The sequence below is a fragment of the Pseudomonas sp. AC070 genome (assembly GCF_979258635.1).
In genome coordinates this window covers 3,858,916-3,876,370 of sequence record NZ_OZ409871.1, presented here as the reverse complement: position 1 = coordinate 3,876,370, position 17,455 = coordinate 3,858,916, and the positions used below count along the sequence as shown (strand labels likewise).

Here is a 17,455-nt window from a genome sequence, read left to right as displayed (position 1 = left end):
ACATTCAGTTTTCGCGCTGAATGTCGTCACGACGTACTGCAGTTTCTTGCGCTGCCTGAAGCGACTTCGCTTAGGAAAGTTATAATAACGCCTGATTCAAAGTTTCCGGATGTAGAGGTCATAATCGAAACCGAACTCACACTAGAGGAAATCGTTAAAGCCCTTGAGCTAATTGAAGATGGACATGTCATGGTAGAGTCCATAGAGGAGCATGCACATAGGTTGTACTCTTTGCATTCCTGAACGTGTGGTGATTAATTATTTTAAATTAATATTGTTTTTTATTTTAAGTTGTGGGTCCAGGCGTGTCATAATATCTGTAGGGTGTTAGGCGCGTTGTTCAAAATTTTTGTTTGAGTGTTTTTTGTTAGCTTCGAGTTGGTTGGTTTTTATGGCTTGATTGGCGGGCTGTATATTATTTAAGAGGTGGTATATGTGGGAGGTTAGTGATTTCGATCATGCGAATATAGAAGTTTCGGTGTGTGCGATTGATGGCTCGGGCGGTGCAGATGAGGGGCTCTTGGCACATGCGGCCTCATTCGTAGATGTTAATTATCAGCGTCCAGGCGAAACGGCGGTTTTTGGGTGCGAAATCTTCACTCGCCAAGATCTTCCAGGTTATCGAGTACATATGACTATGGTTGTAACCAAAGGCATGTGGGACGGTGAGGTGATTTGGGCTCAAAATCAGGACTACTTCTTGAACGAAAAGTACGAGCCTACAGTTCCTGGGTTGGAAATCGATGAGCTTGCTCGTCGTACTATCAATGAATATGGGCGACGATTGAAATCTCATGACAGCGAAGGCAGTTACATTCGTTGTGCTTAGTCTTAACAATGGTTTGGATTAGTGGAGAAGGTAGCAGGGTGTGATCCGGAGGGAGCCTCAATGAATGCCGATTTTGCTGCACTCCGTGATGCGATTTGACTCTGAAGGCCAATGTATTGCGAAAGTTGGATGAATTGAATGTGGCTGATGAGCCGACCCACCATGCCACATGGTCAATACATACGCAGACTGCTGACCTCGCACGAATCCTATCTAAATGAGGGGCGAGACACTATATTAATTACTGCTCCTTGCTCGGAGCGGAACGCACCGTTATTTCACCGTAGTCATGTACTGATGAAGAGACTTCGTAGCGTTTTCCATGCAGCGCTGTCAGATAGAAAGCTTTTAATGATTGGCGTTGGGTCGGCTCAAAGTCTTCGCGTATAGGATAGCCTTTAGGGTTTCGTTTACGCTTTAGCCATAGAGAGAAGAAGTAGAATCCAAAGGCGGCTGGAATAATCATACCCACGGCCAACATTGTTTTTAGATGATCCGGTAGTCTTTCTGCATTAAGAAAAACGTCTGAGAAGGCATAATCCTGATATATCCAGCATGATGCTAAAACTAAGCAGAACGGACTGCTAATGACGATCAAGAAAGCAATCAGAGATGTAGTTCTTTCATAAAGAGAAGCCTTCGAGTCATCAGTGGTCAAAGCAAAGTCTGAATGCTGCCCGAACACACGGCCCGCCCCTTTAATGACAGCTCTTGGGTTTCCAGTTGTATAAAACCCAATTTGAACCCATTCGTCATGGTTCAAACAGTCAAACATGATTTTGTATTTATTGCCGGCTATTGGGTTAATAGAGAACTCCATAGCCTCATGCGGTTTTGTCACATGGGGTATACCGATAACTTTGATCTCCTTACCCATGTCAATCGTGATAGGTGCAGTAGGTGAAATATCCTCACCTAGCACGGTTTCTCGACCTTTGTTCCACACTCGCACAACAATGTAATAGACGTTGTCCAGCGGCTCGCCAGCAAGATCGACGATCCGAAAAGGACAATGTTGGGTGGGCTCTGCAACAATTTGGCGCCCCAAAACTTCCAATGCTAAGTCTTTCTTCTTCTCTGTTTGCTTGGCTGCGATCAGACTGAGCAAGTATCCGAGTACTCCCCCTAGTCCCAGCAAAATTAGATCTTTCGTGTCTAGGAGGTTCAGTGATTTTAAAAGTTCTTGCATTTTCTTCCTGAAGTTTACCGCTAATTGTAGAATGATTTTAGGTTGATATGTTTTATTTACTGCTTGTCTTGAATTGCTAGTTTGTTAATTTCATTTTTTATTTTGCTTAATATTGAGTCGATATCTTGATTTTCTTCTTTAAGCATATAGCAGTAAGTTAATAGCGTAAGTGGGTGTATTTTCAAAATCGACGAGAGTTGATCAATTTTGTTCAGTGTTGGGGAGTATTGCCCACGTTCTAGTTCACTGATGTAGGTTCGCCCTGAAACCGGCGCAAACGCATCCTGTGAAATCCCTCGCACCAGGCGACTCTGCCGCAGCGCCTCCCCGAATGCCTCTTCTAGCTTCATGCCGTCCTCCCTAGGAAAGGAAGGATCAGGCCACCATTGCACAGTATATAGCTACACGGTATAGTGTGCATGAACAGTATACTGTTCAATATTATTCAAAAAAATATCAAATCCGGCCTCATTCGACGGTTGGCCGCTACGGAGAGGACGCGGATGAGCCCCGAACTGGAACGGCACTTACGAAATCACTACGGCTGGGTGCTGCCCCAAGCGGTTGTCCTTACTCACATCTTGGATGGTTGGCATTCCCTGCTAAATCACACGCTAGCGGTTGTGTTCGTACGCTCCGAGGCCGGACTTTGTCCGCCGGTGACAATCCACAGAATCTGGCAGCACATGGGCATGCTCCAGATTGAGTACGAGGGGGGAGACGATCACGTGCATGGAGCAATCGATCTGGCCACCAGTCTCTCTGTGCATCTCTGCGAGGTTTGCGGCAACCAGGTTCTTCCGAGGCGGATGCATTACCACTGGCCACGCTGCATTGCTCATTACGATGACGCGGACAAGGTTGAGATATTTTTCAGCGAACCGTCAGAACCTCATCCGCCTTTTGAAATCCCGGTACTCGAATCTACACATCAGTCGAGGCGGAAACTTAAGCCTGGTCGAGGCTCGTGATTACGTCGCGTTGTCCTGATTTTTTATGTCTAGGCGAGAGGGCTCAGCGTGCGAAATCACATCCTTCGTATATCGGGTTTAAGTAGATGAAGACGAATACAGAGCAAGCTTCGGACCCAGACCTTCTAGCAATGGCGCTGACTTACCCGTTCAGTGAGCCAGTGACCGCGTTCCTTACGAGCGCACAAATCGTCGGTTCTTTCTGCCTTGGTATATGCCACCGCCACGTGCGTGCTGACGCTCGCGGGCAATTTCATGATGGCCATCGTATTCGAACGTCGCCGATTGTCAGTGCGTTCCAAGACGGCCCGTACTGGTGCATACGCACATACAGCGACAGCGTGTACGTGATCTTGTCCTTCAGCAACGAAGATCCTGAAACGTAACTCAATCGGCTACTGCCGTTGTACGGCGGAGGCGATCATCCATCGTTGTATGTCTATCCCCAATGCCCAGGAGCGATCCTATGCATCAAGAACTCGATGAGCTGTTGTGCGCAAAGTATCCAGACATTTTCCTACCCGGAGCCAAGAGGGATCAGGCGATATTCGGGTTCGAGTGCGGGGATGGCTGGTACCCGCTGATCAACGCTGCTTGTGCGCTCATTCAGGGTGATATCCAAGCTACCGGCAATCAACTCGTGGCGTCTCAGGTGAAACAAAAGTTCGGGGGATTGCGCTTTTACTACCGAGGAGGCGACGACTATGCGGCTTCAGTGGTTTCTTTGGCCGAATCACTTGCATCGCATGTATGTGAAGTCTGTGGTGTCTTCGGCAAAGGGGTAGTCCTCTTTGGCTGGATGCACACTCGCTGCCCAATTCACGAAGAAACGACTACCTACGAAGACACATTAGGAGCGAGCGGCAGGCAGTACCTTCAAACCATCCCTGTGATGGGTGAGCTACTTGGTTCCGCCCTGGCGTTTTTCTCCTACGATGGGCATGCAACTGCGAGATGGTTGACCCAGCCTGTCCGCGCGTTGGGGCATGCAGTTCCTCTCGCATTGGCGGGAACGCAGGAAGGCCAGCGACAAGTCTTGAACGTGCTTGGCCGGCTTGAGCATGGCATTCCTCAGTAACTCACGATGAGATGTAGCGGTGATGCTTTAGACGCGGTGCAGTGCCAGTACCTCAAGGTAGATCCCATGCGAACGGTAACCGTCGTAAAGGCCCGGTTGGAGCTGAACCGGCTTATTGACTGGGTCTCACAGTCACAACAGCCCATTAGCATTTGTGGTCAGAGCGGATGTGCCGTACTGCTCTCGGCAGAGGACTGGGCAGCTATTACGGAAACTCTGTTTCTCTTATCGGTGCCGGCCTACGCGAATCGATAAGTGCTGGGATGGACGACCGCCCTAAAGGCCGATGCACTCCAGACTTGCTCTTGGCTTTCCGCAGTTGGGAAAAACCAAAGGAATCCACTCAATTGGGGCTTTTGGATCAAAATTCGCAGCCAGCTCGCGAATCTGCTTTATTGATGGACAATCGTCAGCTGTTATGAGTATCTGGTCAAGGCAATCCTTCGGCCTGTCAAGCAGCCTTAGCCGCTCAGCTAGCGATAACCCCAAGCATGCTTCAATCTTATTCGAGAGCATAATTCCTGTCTTATTTAGTCGCTGCTTATAGTACGCCTTGTAGTATTTCTCGTGCTCCTTAAACTCCCACTCAGTATCTATCCCCATTACCACATGAGTGATTAATGACTCAAGAGATGGAGCGTTAATGGAGTTGAGATCGTGCTCTGATATCTTAACCATTGACTGCTGCTCACCCCGAATAAAATAATTAAATAAAAAGTGAATTCCAAGCAGCGCTCTACGCTGGCTGAGCTTTAAGCCTTTTAGCTTAAGTCCCTCCTTAACGACCTCCCTAACATCATAAATAGTACCTTTTGGATATGTATCGTAAAACTGCGCGAGCAGCTCAACAAAGCCACCAAAATACGCCCAGCAGTTTTTAACACTAATCCCTTGAGCGTTTCCGACCCATGTAGATGGGCACATTTTTGCAAAAAAAATATTTGGATTATCAACCGTGTAATCACAAGGCTCTTTGTCGATCTTTTCCTGTCTACGAATAAATTCAAGGATCACAGCTTTCGTCAAACGCAGAAGCCCCTGAAAAGAAAATAGAATCTTTCCATCAACGACTGTGGTTTCCGAATTTGCACCGTGGTGCATATTTCGCGGCAGAGCCACCAACTCATGAACATATTTTGATCGAGTCTGATACAGACCACTCAATGCTTGCTCAAGGTCTTTCTTACCGACCGGGCGTTCCTCAGGGTCCGCCATCTTACCAAAGTAGTCGTCTGGGATATGAGAAAGTACGAATTGCTTAAATCTTCTGCTAAGGGCGACATGCTCACCAGACAGCACAGCCTCCCTGATAGAGTTAGCGGTACTCGAAGGAAGGTCGGCCAAGGCTTGATCAATGGGTATTCTTTTAACCTCACTCAGATCTGGCCAAGAGGTTTGAAAATTGTCGAAATTTTGAACAAGCGATTCAAGAGAAATAATCATGAGGGTATATGCCAAGTCTAAATCATCTTTAGATCTATACACGGCTGTCGTATATGATCGGATGGCTTTAATGGCAGCTAAATATTGCCGGCGACGCAACGCGACTAAATCGCTCGTGACTGACTTTAGATTATCAAGCTCTTCTTTTTTTACAAATATCTCCGGAGAGAAATATCGTTTGAGTATGGAGCTATCAGAGTCTCTTCTGGATCTACTTTTCTCTATCAACAGCCTCTCAGCAATCTTTACATCCGGGGTGCAAGTCACACCAAGGACAAAAGACACTACATCTGAAAAATCCTGAATATAAACCTCAATGCAATTTGAGACCAAAACACCAGGGCCTTTTGCAGTCAGCTCAATATTTTCTGCTATTGTGCAACTCAATGCATTAGGAAAACCTCTAGACGAGAAGCTCTGTATTGAGCCTATCGCCGTATCAATCTGATTTTCCGCCATAAAGTCAATATTTGTATAGAGCACGCCCCGAAGCGTATTCGTTCGATCAATTCCGTAGGTGAATAGTTTCCCTGTTGCAGCTTGCAGCATCTCACAACTCCATGAGAAAAGAAAAAATCCCAAACAGAGTAAATCGGCGTTATATCAGCACATCTGTGTCATCCCATAACTCATCAAGATCCACATCATCACTGCTTGGTCGATGCTCTTTAAGTAGTGGGTCAACTTTTATTATCATTGGCAGTTCAAATGCCGTGCCAGTTACGACACAGCAACCTTTAGCAAGCGTTGGAATAAGCGCCCTGGACGATGCATCTAAAGTACTAATAGTATTATCTAGCAACTTAAGGTCGCGATCATTTACTAGCCGATGTATAAGGAAGTTATGAACCTGCGATACAACTGTGGGTGATATGTCAGCAGGTCTTTGGCTGGCAAGCGTCAGGTATGCCCCGTATTTACGACCTTCTTTGATAATTTCCTCGAAAAGTTCAAGCCTGTAATCCTTCCAAATTTCACTTTCTCTTGCCGACTGTTCTGAAAGTATATTGTGCGCCTCATCAATAATCAGGTGAAGCGTCTTATTTGGAGGACTTTTTACGGTGTCCTTATGCTTGGCATAGATACTTTTTGCGATCAAGAGCGGCAGAATTTTCTTCATATCGCTCTTACAGCGCTTCAGCGAGATAACATGCAATAGATCAGAGGAGGGCTGAGCGCCGATCAGTTCGACCACTTTTCGCAGCTCTATAACTGAAGCCTTAGCGCGAGTGAGCACTGGCTGAATATGCTCATACTGTGCATAGCCCAACACAACGTCAGAGCATAGCTGCAAATACGCTCTTAACAGGAACTCTTCAAATTGGTCCAGATAGTCCAGGTCAATCTTCTGCAATATAGGTAATAATGCTTCGGCAAAGCCTGCCCCATCGGAGTTATACCAAGGTCCGTTATTGCTTTTGAACGCACGAGAGTTGAAGAAGTATTTAATTTCTTTTAAGTGGTTCTGCAGCGCAGTCGATTCTACAATCCTAGCGATTTCTCTGCTCAGTTCTAGAGCATCCGGTTTTGCTTCGCCGGTACTAAACGCTCGCTCAAAGGTTTTCAAAAAGAAAATTTTCAGGGAGTCCGGATTTGATTTGAATCTCTCCCTACCATTAACAATTCTACGAATAAAAGGTTGTTGCGTGTTTGTTGTCGCTTGGAAAAGCAAACTAAGAGTTTCGACATCCCAGAAGTGGGATGAAGCGAGCTTCAGCCGATCACGAGGCTTTTTCTGGCTAAGAATCGTTACTCTTTTTTCATCGAAGGGGAGAATCTGGTCTTCAGTGTATTCGCCATTGAAGTCAATAATTATAAAGCTACTTTTGTCCTTGAGGACCTCGTGCTTTTGCTTAAACAGCGTAGTGTACAATTTTGCTAGCGTGTTAGATTTCCCGCTGCCCGTGTTCCCGAAGATTCCTAAGTGACCGTTGAAAATTCGAGCCCAAGGCAGATTGACTGCAATATCTTCTTTTAACATTGCGCCAATGGAGAACTCTCCTCGCCCTTGTTTTCCATATATTTTGGCTACCGCAGGCTCACTGAGTAGAGAAGCTACATCACGGATCATTGGCATGTATTTCACGCCTTCTTGAAACACACCATCAACAATGAATCCAATCGGTCGAACATCGACCTTTCTGGTATAGGCTACTTTCCCGCTCTCGGCCTCAACATTTCTTTCATCTAAATATTCACCCTCCACCAAGCAAACGATGTCTATAAAACCGCGCTGGATAGAAATGTGCTCCCGAATAGAGATACCTCGGTACTTAACACCGTTGTAGAAAATAGACTCCTGATTGGAATCTTCAAATATTCTCAGCGAGATTTTGATACCCGAAACCGCAACTACCTCACCGACAATCAAGCTCATAAGTCGTCCTCAGGATTAGGAGGACTGTATATTTCAGGTTTCAGTGAGAATATGTATTTATTGAAATTTGTAAAATCGAGGACTTCATTGTCTGGAGGACCAATGATATCCACGTTGTTCCACGCTTTAAATTCCTTCGCTAATTTCTTGGCGCCTGACGCGCTATAACAACAGACGTATGCTTTCAGGGTTGGGTTGGTAAGCGAGCGCTGTACCATTTTCAAGATGTGTTCATCAGCGAACGAAAAACCAAACGTGATTAAGATCGAATTTGGTTTTTCCAACTCGTAACTCAGAAGGCGAAGCATTTGATAGTAATGTTCGTCAAACACCGTTTCGTGAAATTTCCATTTGGTCGGGTTGACGATGGGCAGTGCATTATAGTTGTCCCAGAAAGCATTCATCTCCGCTTGGGCAATTTGGAAGAAAGGAATTTCTTCAGTTTTACCACCTTCCGTCACGAGGTATTCCGAAAATGGTTCGAGTTTGGCCAAGGTTTTTTCGGTTAGAAAATTTCCAGGGCGAACGCCGTAATCGACTTTAATTTTGTCCGAGTCTTTGGACCAATAAACGGAGCCATGCAGGTTGATTAGATTTATCTGTGGTATTCCGTAGTTGTGCCGTTCAAAAGCACTTGCTTGACATTGGAAACGATGAAAGTTTTTAACATGGAGATGCTTGGTTCGAAATCCCGCAGTGCCGTCATTCACAGTAAACTGGTGGGTGTCATCGTTCAGAACCGAATCGGCAGCGAAAGGCAAGCAACCATCATAATTAGTTGTGAATACATTTACCTTGCGACTAAGATCCTTGCGCTTATCAAGTAATCCAATAATGGTTTTTATTAGATCCTGATAGTTTTTGGAGTTCGCCTTTTTCTTAGTGGTGCTGATTCCCTCGGGGTTATAACGCTGCACTGGACTAATGCAGGTATTGTAGTAATGCATGAAAAGGGCCGTTTTCTTTTTGGCGTCACCTTCGTATGCTGTTGCTAAAGTTTCGATGGTTTCCCACTCGGACTGGCTGTTAGTTATTTCAAGACCCAGAGTAGGGAACAGATCAGCTGAAGCGCCAGATCCTATAAGTAGGTTTATATTTTTGTTGTATATGTCTACAGGCGGAATTGATATAAACATGCATGCTCCGTTGCGATTCCGACTCCCTAGAGTCTTGTTTTAGAATGATGCCAATTCTTTTTTCCGTGCCACTACTGCTGTATTTAGCTTTTCTGTACCGGACTCAAACAGTTAGCCCAACCTGCTGGCTGACGATTCTGGTTCCTAGGGCGAGAGCCTCTGAAACCAGCATTCGTGCAATTTCCTTCCCGCCCTTAGCTGCGGTTTCTCCCAGGCGCTCTCCGATAGACGCTTTCCCCTGGAGGCTGGATGGCATAGCCCGTAGTACCTCTAGACCTTTGCTGGTAAGGACGACTTCGGCCACGTAGAGACCATTTTCTGCTTTTGTATTGATATAACCCGCGCCCTCTAGCCAGCGGATGCATGAGAGGAAAAACTCTGCGTCTTGGGAGGGTACGTCGGCTTCTATGTGCTCATTGAAGATCGTTGCGTTGGTCACATACTCGGCCACACGCAGCAAGCAGGGTACGGGAAAGTTCAGGTACAGCTTGGCGAAGACTTCACCAGTGATTTCGTCGAACCGCTCGATATTACTCAATCCCATACATCCCTCCCTGGTAATGGTCCGAGGCTATCTTGTGATCACGCTAAGTTAGATTTTTTGTCTCTGTGAAACCGCGTTGATTAGCGGGATGCCACCGAGTTGCGTGAATCTAGCCAGCGGGGTGGGGAGACTCTGAACTCCGCTCCAGCCTTCTTCGCTAAGCATACAACTCCTCGCCACCAGCATGGCCACCATTTAGCCATTGCCGCATAATTTCACTAGCTGACTCTATTTCAACACTTGCTGAAAACACCTATTCCGGTGAAATCTCTTGCCGATTTTCAATGGATGGCCTACTTTCAACACATGATGAAATCCACAGATTCAATGAAAATTGAAGACGAATCCGCCGATGCGCTCAGGGGCATTTTGGCCGAGATCCCCGCTGTCGAGCGACTGGAAGTCACCCCCGCGAAGAAAAACGAGCAGATCGATCTAATCATTCAGTTCGAGGTGTTTGGAAAACTGCACAAGCTTGTAGCGGAAGTGAAATCCAGCGGACAGCCCCGTCACGTGCGAACTGCTCTACTGCAGCTTCAGGATTACGTTAGACGTCAACCTGAGCCAGTCACCCCCATTTTCATCGCTCCGTATCTGTCCGCTGAAGCCCAAGATCTATGCCGTGACCACGATGTCGCCTATGTCGACTTGGAGGGCAACGCCAGATTGGCCTTTAGCACGTTCTTTATCTCTCGCCAGGTCACCAGTAAACCCAAAGTCGAACGAAGGGAACTGCGCTCTTTGTTTAAGCCGAAGTCGGCTCAGGTACTACGGCAAATGCTCCGCGACCCCTCGCGCCCCTGGCGGGTTGCGGAGCTAGCTGAGGCTGCCGGCGTTAGTATCGGATTAGTGAGTAATGTCCGCTCTGGACTCCTGGATAGGGAGTGGGCAGAACGATCAGAGGATGGGATGCGCCTTTCGGATCCAGACTCGCTACTCGACGCTTGGAGCGAGGAGTACGAACCCCCATCCCACAAACGGATCGGCTTCTATACGACGCTACACGGCGCTTCATTAGATGAGGCTATCCGCACGCTCCACCCAGCTCCAGATGAAAAGCCTTTGGCAGCATTAGCGTCTTTCTCCGCCGCACAGTGGCTTGCACCATATGGACGAACTGGCACCCATTACTTCTACGCCGATGAGCAGGGATTGGAGCGATTGCGCTCGACTCTAAAACTTTCCCCCAGCACCAAAGGGGAGAACGTAATGGTGAGCGTCCTAAATGACCCAGGCTTGTTGCTTGACGTTGTAGAGCCGGTACCTGGAGTAATTTGCACCAGCCCAGTTCAGACCTACCTTGATCTTTTCATAGCCGGAGAGCGTGGGCGCGAGTCGGCTGATTTTCTTCGACAGGAGAAATTGAGATGGGCGAAATGACTCCGAATGAGCCGCAACGTGCTAGTGATTACGACGACCGCACCACTGCGGCTGTTAAGAGCGTTTTGATCGAGATTGGGCAGATCCTCGGCAGCTTCAAAGGGAAATTTGCCGTCATCGGTGGCGCCGTACCTTGGCTGCTGCTGAATGAAACCGAAGACATGCAGCATGTGGGAACACTGGATGTAGATCTTGGCCTCGACGCTGAAGCGCTCGGGGATGGCGAGTATGCCAATTTGGTCAAGGAACTGTTGGGGCATGGCTATGCGCAAAGCCCCCAACTCAGAAGCTTCCAGTTAGTCCGGCAGATCCGTGCAGAAGACGGCGGGCCTCCTATTGATATCGTCATTGACTTCCTACGACCAAGGGATGCTGAGGTTGTAAAGAACGTTCCGCCGCACATCAGCGACTTTGCGGTGCAACGTGCTGATGGTGCCGATTTGGCCCTTCGCTTTTACCAAATGGTCGCCATTTCTGGAAACATGCCGAACGGCGGCACCAATCGAGTTGAGATAGCTGTTTGCTCAATTCCTGCATTGCTTGCAATGAAAGGCCATGCAATCGAAGGCCGCTATAAGCAAAAGGACGCCTATGACATCTACTACTGCGTCCGGAACTTTCCAGGTGGGCCAGAGGCATTAGCTGAAGAATGCCGGCCAGTTTTAGAAGTAGCCAGCGGCCAAGCTGGCTACGCTTTCATCGCCAAAAAATTCGATTCTGTAGATGGATTTGGTCCCACCTGCGTACGGGGTTTTGTTCAAGAGACGCAAGTTCTTGGGGATCGCACGCCAGAACAGTGGCAAACAGACGCATTCGGGCAAGTCGATGCGTGGCTGCGTGCGCTGGGTCTACGGTAGCTCGCAGTGTTCACTCAATGGTCCATAGAGAACGCGTCCTATCTAAAACGAACAGTTCAAATGCAACGCGCTGCTAGAAAACTTCGATGCTTGAAATCAACTCGGCACTCCATTTGAACCAATAGTTTTTAGTCGGCTGCATTCACTTTGCCGATTGGAGCCGTAGATGAATGTCTGAGAACGCTGGGAAAATTCCCACCCACTGGATATCGACAGCCATTTTGGTGATTCCTGCACGGAAGCAGTTCTCTTGTCTAGCCCCTGCCTGAAAGCTAATGTGCAACCCAATACACATGCGAATACAAGGAATTTTCAAAGGTGGTGCACAGCGCCAGTATCAGTACAGAAAACTCACTCTAGAGCAGTCGCGACCACAAGAAAGAGAACATTATCCAACAGATCGCTGGTTTTGTATCCGTCAGTTTTTATCAATTTTTTTGTTTGTTTTGGGAGGGTTAAGTGTTATTTCCGCAGAATATCATCAAGGAGATAGTAAGTTGTGCCTATTGGGCCGATCGGCTCGTCCGTGCAGACTTAATCGAAGGAATAGTGGTAAGTGAAAACGACTATACATCTAACTTTACTGCTGCATTTAGGCGGGAAGTACACGCAAGAGCAATACCCGGACTGACCGCAAAGATTCAAGTATTAAATGCTAGTGCTGAACGAGATCTAGGTGCTGACGCATGTGTGATTTTACAAAATGACAGAGAATTTAAGGCCGGAATTTTTGAAGCGAAATGGCCTCGGTTGAGTACTCATGTAAATACATGGGATTCGAAGCAAAAATCTTCTGGAGAGTCCCATTTTCATTCACAGCTTCAAAGGCAGCATGCACAAAGGCATTACGCCGCCATTTGGGAAATGTTCTATTGTGAGTATCCATTTGGGAGCCAGCCATCGTTCATGCCAGACGAGGGATCCGCTTGTGCGTGGCACGACGACGCTTATAGCTTTTCATCAAAAAGGCCTGGCAATATTGAACCTTGGACAGATGATGAACTGAAAGCACTGTTGGAAACGCGTCTCTTATCAATAAGTAATGTGATTGAAGCTATGTGCAATTGCACTCAAGGAACGCCGCTTCCGAAGGGCAGATACGAAAAAGCATTCGGTGATATGGGGGCTCCACATTCAGCATTGGTTATCAGCTATAGCCCTGATGGCCAGTAGCGAGAATAATAAGTACATCCTGAAAGCGTGATTTTTCGCTGCGCTAAAAAATAGCCGAAATTTTTGTTTTATGAATATAAACAATCATGGGTAACTGTGCGGATCTTGAGTTTGGTTTCGTAGAGAGAGCAGTTTTTGATAGGGCGGTAACCATCTGTGATGAAAGGTTAGCTGAGGTGACTTGCCTACCAATTTAAGTGCTCGCACCGCGAAAGAAACAGGAAATAGCTCCTGTTTCTTTCGCGGTGCGAGGCAACCTAGGCCTTGGTGCAGTTAGAGTCAGTCTTTAGTCGAATCATTACGTTCGTGTAGCCCGATGAGAAAACGGACTCATCGCTAGTTCCTTCCGTGAGGGCTTGTTTTAGCCCGCTGTAAACCCTCTCACTGCCATCCAACTCTGTCGCTTGGAGCTGTGCACACTCTGCTGCCAGAGACAGAATAGCTTCTCGCTCTTTCGATTCGTCCATCTGCTCAGCAAAGTGAAACTCGACAAGCTCTCTGTACGTACCCATAAGCTTGTGAGCGGTGCTTTTTGTGAGATTTTCAGGGAGCGCTGCTCGTGTAATTGCTTTTGTCAGGATCCCAAGTGCCGTCAAGGGAGCATCGCTTTTCAGGCCTGCCTTCACGAACCACTGGCCAAGCAGTGACGCGAGAGCTGGAACAGGAAGAGACGTCGTATCGGCCAGCGATCGCAAAACCGCTGAAGCATGACTCAGGGTTTTGTCGAACGGCGCCCGGAAATCCCAAAGCGCATCGATGGCTGCCATGAACGTGGGATCCGCATCGATTATCTGCATACCTTGTTTTAAGTAGCGAGCCGTCGATAGCTCGCTCGGTAAAAGGGACACCAATTCCTGGTAGCGGACTATAAGCCCGACCCGCCACGCACAAAGCTGCGAGATTTTCTGAGCGACCTCTCCTCGCGTGAGTAAATCAGCATCTTCTAGGGCCGCCAACATATCTAGGGTGCATATGCCGTCTATGGCACCTCCGCCCGCACAGAACACGCGGAAAGCCAAATCGTCTGAATAAAGGCGATAAACACTGGCTTCACTTTGGCAGATATCCGCAATTTCCGTGCGCTCATGCCTAGTAGAGTCATCATCTTCCTGATCGTCCTCGGACACGCTCAGTAGCGATGGCTGTATGATCTGGCTGAGATGTGGCTTCAGGGCATCTTGGAGCGCGAGACATTTTCCTCGCATAGGGCTGCTGGAAAACGGATTCACTAGGTTCGCCAAGGTCTCAAGCGTGCCTTGAGAAATTGCCACCTTTTCGAAAAACTGCATCACCGGCTGAATCAAGCCCAAGTCGAATAGGACTAGCAAAGCCGTCCAATCCAGAAGTGGAATACGCTCTCTCAGTGTGGCAGCGCTTGGCGGCTGCCACCGATTATCCGCCAGCATCGTGAGGTGGTACTTCCTGTCATCTCTACTGCATACCTTTGCGATCTCCCAAAGTTGAACAACATCGTGCACTGACGACAGAACCCACTTTGGCCTCCACGCAAAAGGAAATAGGCTCAGGCCCTGCTGTAGCTGGTTTTCCAGCCTCTGCTGCACCACCTCTTGATCAGCAGTAATACCGGTAATCGTCTTAATCTGCGCGAGTATCTCTTCAGCCGGAGCGTCATCCCGGATTTCTGCTTTCTTGATAATTTTGGAGTTCGGAAACTTCGTGAAGAAGGTATCGGCTCTCGTCCTGAACTCGGAAACCTCCAGTTGGGAAATCTCACGAGCATCCGTGGCCGTGGCCATTAGAAGCATCGTTAAGTAGATACCCTCCTGAACCTCGGAGTTGGAATCCACCAAGCTTCCCATTTGAGCCGCGAGTGCCAAGAGCCGACCGCTCGCAGGTTCAGAATGTTGAATTAGATTGAACAGCAATCTGATGCATTCCATCCGCTGCTGATTTGATGTTGCGGCCTCAAGAATTATGTCTGCTGCCTTTATGGCTTGCTGAACAAAGCCACACCTCACCATGATGGTTATGTAAGTGTTCAATGCCAGGTTGTCTCGGACTCCACCCTCCAGCATTACTTCGAGAATTCGACGAGCTTCTTGGGTTTCTCCCAAGCGATCCAGTGCCAGAGCCTCAAAAGCATGCATTCGCGGACCAGGTTCCAGCCGGACTTTCACTCCTCGGCATAGCTCTAGCAAAGACTTCCAATCTTCGGTTGTGGCCAATGCCAGCCCCACGTGCGCAGCCATGCTAGGCGAGAGTTGGACCTTCTCTGTAATACGACCGGCCACCACCAGACAAATAGGCGCATAAGCCGGTTCTGTTGGGTCAAGCTCCTCCAATAACGCGACAGATAACATGTATGGGCGATCAAGTTCTTCGTAGCGATCGAGGAGAAACTGAAGTGCTACGGTCTTTCCAAGCCTGTTCATCTCAAGCATCAAGAAATACTGCAGCAATACAGAACTTTCACGAAGGGCCGCATTCGACTCCAACTCTGTCGCCCACTTGGTGACAAGGGTGGGCTGCGCGAGCTTGTGCGCGGATAGCGCCGCGGAAATAGCGGCGGCACCGAAAAGCTCGTGTGTCCTATCCAAGGTTTGGAAATTCAGGTCGAATAGTTCGAAACATGCACGATGCTGACGGTTCTCGCGTAGGAGCAAAATGCGTCGCAGAATTCCTAATTGGCTTGTGGGCAATCGATCATTCGCTTCCAGTGCGATCGCGAACTCCCCGCATTGGGCTGCGACCGACTCAAGTGCGTTTTGCAGTCCTTCGAGGTGTGGGCGTGCACGAGCGGCATCGGCAAGCGCTGGCAGAATTTCTTTCTGCTTACCTAGCATGGAGGCGGTGGCTGCCCAGATATCAGCTAGATGTTCAATGTTTGAGCCCCAGCCCACCTCTTGTAAATTGTCGACTGCGTCCTGAATCGCCGACCATGCTTGCTTGACCAGCTCAGGGTCGGTACCCGCAAGCCCACTCGGTGGTAGAACCTCTCCAGAGACCGAGTTTCCGGCAAGAGCTAGGTAGAACTGTGCACGTGATTTGAGTACAAGCAGCACCTGCTGCCAATTATCGGCGAGACCTGCGCATGCAAGACCAATGTTGCAGTCGGCCAAAGCCTCTTCCGACCTGCTGAACATAGTGTGGATTAGCGCTCTGGCGGCATACTTCTCACCGCCGCTGATGCGATCAGCAACGGCTATCGCTTCGTCGAATGCGCCCTCCGCTGCAAGCACTCTCGCTCTTGCAGAGAGTACTAGCGGATCTTCTCCAACCAGCTCTTCAAGAAGGTCGGTATAAGAGTCTTTCTCCGACCCAAGGCGCAGTCGAAGCTCCATTTCTGCCCATGCTGCAAGGTGCTTCGGCAAAGGGTATACGCCGTGCGCGCGCCTGAATGCGTTACTTGCATCCTGATCGTGACCGCATGCACAGTGCCATCGGCCTCTCAAATACCAGTACTCAGCCAACTCAAGTGGCGTAGATTCACTCAGCAATGCTTCCGCAGCTCCTAGTTCCGCTGCAGCTCGGTCAATCGAGTGGGTACGTAAAATAATCTTCGCTTGATTCAGATGCCATGCAAGTGTGCCGGCGGGAGGGGCTACCCAATGCTCCTCTGCTGGCGCAGCTAGGGCATCGATAAAAGCAGGACTGCGTACCGATAGCCCCTGTGTCACCCCTTGAATTACACCCAGCCGATCCTCCACTTGCATCGTCGGGTGCGTCTGCTCGACACGTATGTCTAGGGCGTGTCCGGCACGGGACAACTCATTCTGCAGATTGATGTCCGAGTCGAGGTCTGTTCGCACCGTTAGCCGGTTTTTTGTAGGTACCCGTAGAGTTACGTATCGCTGATCCACGGGGAGAGCATCCACATGGATACGATGAAGTTCATCCCGCAACCACACGTAGTAAAGGGGGCAGTCGAGTGGCTCGGGATCAACCTGTAGATCGCATAGAACAAGCAGGAGCGGCTCTACCAATCGATCGTAGTAACGAATAGTAGAAGCCTTTAGTTGAATGGATATGAATGACTGATCTGCCGAGATTTCGGGTGACCGAGTCCCTTTCAACTGAACGCGGAAAACGTCTCTAACTTCCTGGTTTGGGGCCGTTTGGACTTGGTAGTCCAGGCCGTAGTCGTCAGTGCCATCCAGGCCATGGATTTTCCAATGGCGTGGAGTGCGCGCTCTAAAACAGCGATCGGCGTCTGTGTTGATTTCGTGCTGTTCCCCAGTTTGAGGAAGAGGACCTTCGACTGGCATGGCTCACCCATAATGTTTTTCGCAGGTCCAGTGTACTGAGTAATTACCCAACAGATGACACCCAGCTGCTGATTCACACCGCTTTGACGACCTTAGATAAACTGTGCCGGCCGGGATACACCTATAGCAAAGGCGAAGTGATGTTGTTGGGACTCAGCCAGCGCGGCGAGTTCATTGATGACCTTTTCTCAAGCAACGAACCGGTATCTATCAGCAAACTGATGGGTGTCATGGACCAGGTCAACGAGAGGT

At 48.6% G+C, this 17,455-nt stretch carries 13 protein-coding genes; 6 read left to right on the top strand and 7 right to left on the bottom strand.

The annotated features are described in order from the left end of the window. The first annotated feature begins 433 nt into the window (after window positions 1-433). On the top strand, window positions 434-829 hold the full coding sequence (locus ACZZ0Q_RS17385; protein WP_463541424.1) for a hypothetical protein: 396 nt from the start codon (window positions 434-436) through the stop codon (window positions 827-829). A gap of 241 nt (window positions 830-1,070) precedes the next feature. Here ACZZ0Q_RS17385 and ACZZ0Q_RS17380 read toward each other — a convergent pair whose 3' ends face one another. Further along, the gene (locus ACZZ0Q_RS17380; protein ID WP_463560791.1) at window positions 1,071-2,018 is read right to left on the bottom strand and encodes a hypothetical protein; all 948 of its coding nucleotides are present in this window, start codon (window positions 2,016-2,018) and stop codon (window positions 1,071-1,073) included. Between the two features lie 56 nt (window positions 2,019-2,074). Continuing rightward, a complete protein-coding gene (locus ACZZ0Q_RS17375) occupies window positions 2,075-2,368 on the bottom strand; it encodes a helix-turn-helix domain-containing protein (RefSeq protein ID WP_463541426.1) in 294 nt (97 codons plus the stop codon). 1,087 nt (window positions 2,369-3,455) lie between these two features. Between ACZZ0Q_RS17375 and ACZZ0Q_RS17370 the strand changes: the two genes are divergently transcribed. Then, entirely contained in the window at window positions 3,456-4,067 is a 612-nt protein-coding gene (locus ACZZ0Q_RS17370) for an antitoxin Xre/MbcA/ParS toxin-binding domain-containing protein (protein WP_463541427.1), read from the top strand. Window positions 4,068-4,073: 6 nt separating this feature from the next. Continuing rightward, the gene (locus ACZZ0Q_RS17365; RefSeq protein WP_463560789.1) at window positions 4,074-4,322 is read left to right on the top strand and encodes a type II toxin-antitoxin system Phd/YefM family antitoxin; all 249 of its coding nucleotides are present in this window, start codon (window positions 4,074-4,076) and stop codon (window positions 4,320-4,322) included. 21 nt (window positions 4,323-4,343) lie between these two features. On the opposite strand, the gene ACZZ0Q_RS17360 is transcribed toward ACZZ0Q_RS17365, so the two are convergent. The 4 genes from ACZZ0Q_RS17360 to ACZZ0Q_RS17345 all read right to left on the bottom strand — a co-directional run bounded on the left by ACZZ0Q_RS17360 (window position 4,344) and on the right by ACZZ0Q_RS17345 (window position 9,567). Then, window positions 4,344-6,059 carry a hypothetical protein gene (locus tag ACZZ0Q_RS17360; RefSeq protein ID WP_463560787.1) on the bottom strand — a complete coding sequence of 572 codons (1,716 nt, stop codon included), beginning with the start codon at window positions 6,057-6,059 and terminating at the stop codon, window positions 4,344-4,346. A gap of 49 nt (window positions 6,060-6,108) precedes the next feature. Beyond that, a complete protein-coding gene (locus ACZZ0Q_RS17355; RefSeq protein ID WP_463541430.1) occupies window positions 6,109-7,887 on the bottom strand; it encodes an ATP-binding protein in 1,779 nt (592 codons plus the stop codon). Further along, window positions 7,884-9,023 (bottom strand): hypothetical protein, encoded by a 1,140-nt coding sequence (locus ACZZ0Q_RS17350; protein WP_463541431.1) that lies wholly within the window; start codon window positions 9,021-9,023, stop codon window positions 7,884-7,886. The genes ACZZ0Q_RS17355 and ACZZ0Q_RS17350 overlap by 4 nt, the downstream gene beginning before the upstream one ends. A 103-nt stretch (window positions 9,024-9,126) precedes the next feature. Then, a complete protein-coding gene (locus ACZZ0Q_RS17345) occupies window positions 9,127-9,567 on the bottom strand; it encodes a hypothetical protein (RefSeq protein ID WP_463541432.1) in 441 nt (146 codons plus the stop codon). 261 nt (window positions 9,568-9,828) lie between these two features. Here ACZZ0Q_RS17345 and ACZZ0Q_RS17340 point away from each other — a divergent pair, with 261 nt between their 5' ends. The 3 genes from ACZZ0Q_RS17340 to ACZZ0Q_RS17330 all read left to right on the top strand — a co-directional run bounded on the left by ACZZ0Q_RS17340 (window position 9,829) and on the right by ACZZ0Q_RS17330 (window position 12,977). Further along, entirely contained in the window at window positions 9,829-10,947 is a 1,119-nt protein-coding gene (locus ACZZ0Q_RS17340; protein ID WP_463541433.1) for a type IV toxin-antitoxin system AbiEi family antitoxin, read from the top strand. After that, window positions 10,935-11,804: a nucleotidyl transferase AbiEii/AbiGii toxin family protein gene (locus tag ACZZ0Q_RS17335; protein ID WP_463541434.1), complete on the top strand. Its 870-nt coding sequence runs from the start codon at window positions 10,935-10,937 to the stop codon at window positions 11,802-11,804. Before ACZZ0Q_RS17340 ends, ACZZ0Q_RS17335 begins: the two co-directional genes overlap by 13 nt. A 459-nt stretch (window positions 11,805-12,263) precedes the next feature. Beyond that, window positions 12,264-12,977 (top strand): hypothetical protein, encoded by a 714-nt coding sequence (locus ACZZ0Q_RS17330; protein ID WP_463541435.1) that lies wholly within the window; start codon window positions 12,264-12,266, stop codon window positions 12,975-12,977. Between the two features lie 257 nt (window positions 12,978-13,234). Here the strand turns inward: ACZZ0Q_RS17330 and ACZZ0Q_RS17325 are convergent, their stop codons facing one another. Next, complete coding sequence (locus ACZZ0Q_RS17325; RefSeq protein ID WP_463541436.1) at window positions 13,235-17,203, bottom strand: DUF4365 domain-containing protein; 3,969 nt, start codon at window positions 17,201-17,203, stop codon at window positions 13,235-13,237. Window positions 17,204-17,455 lie beyond the last annotated feature (252 nt).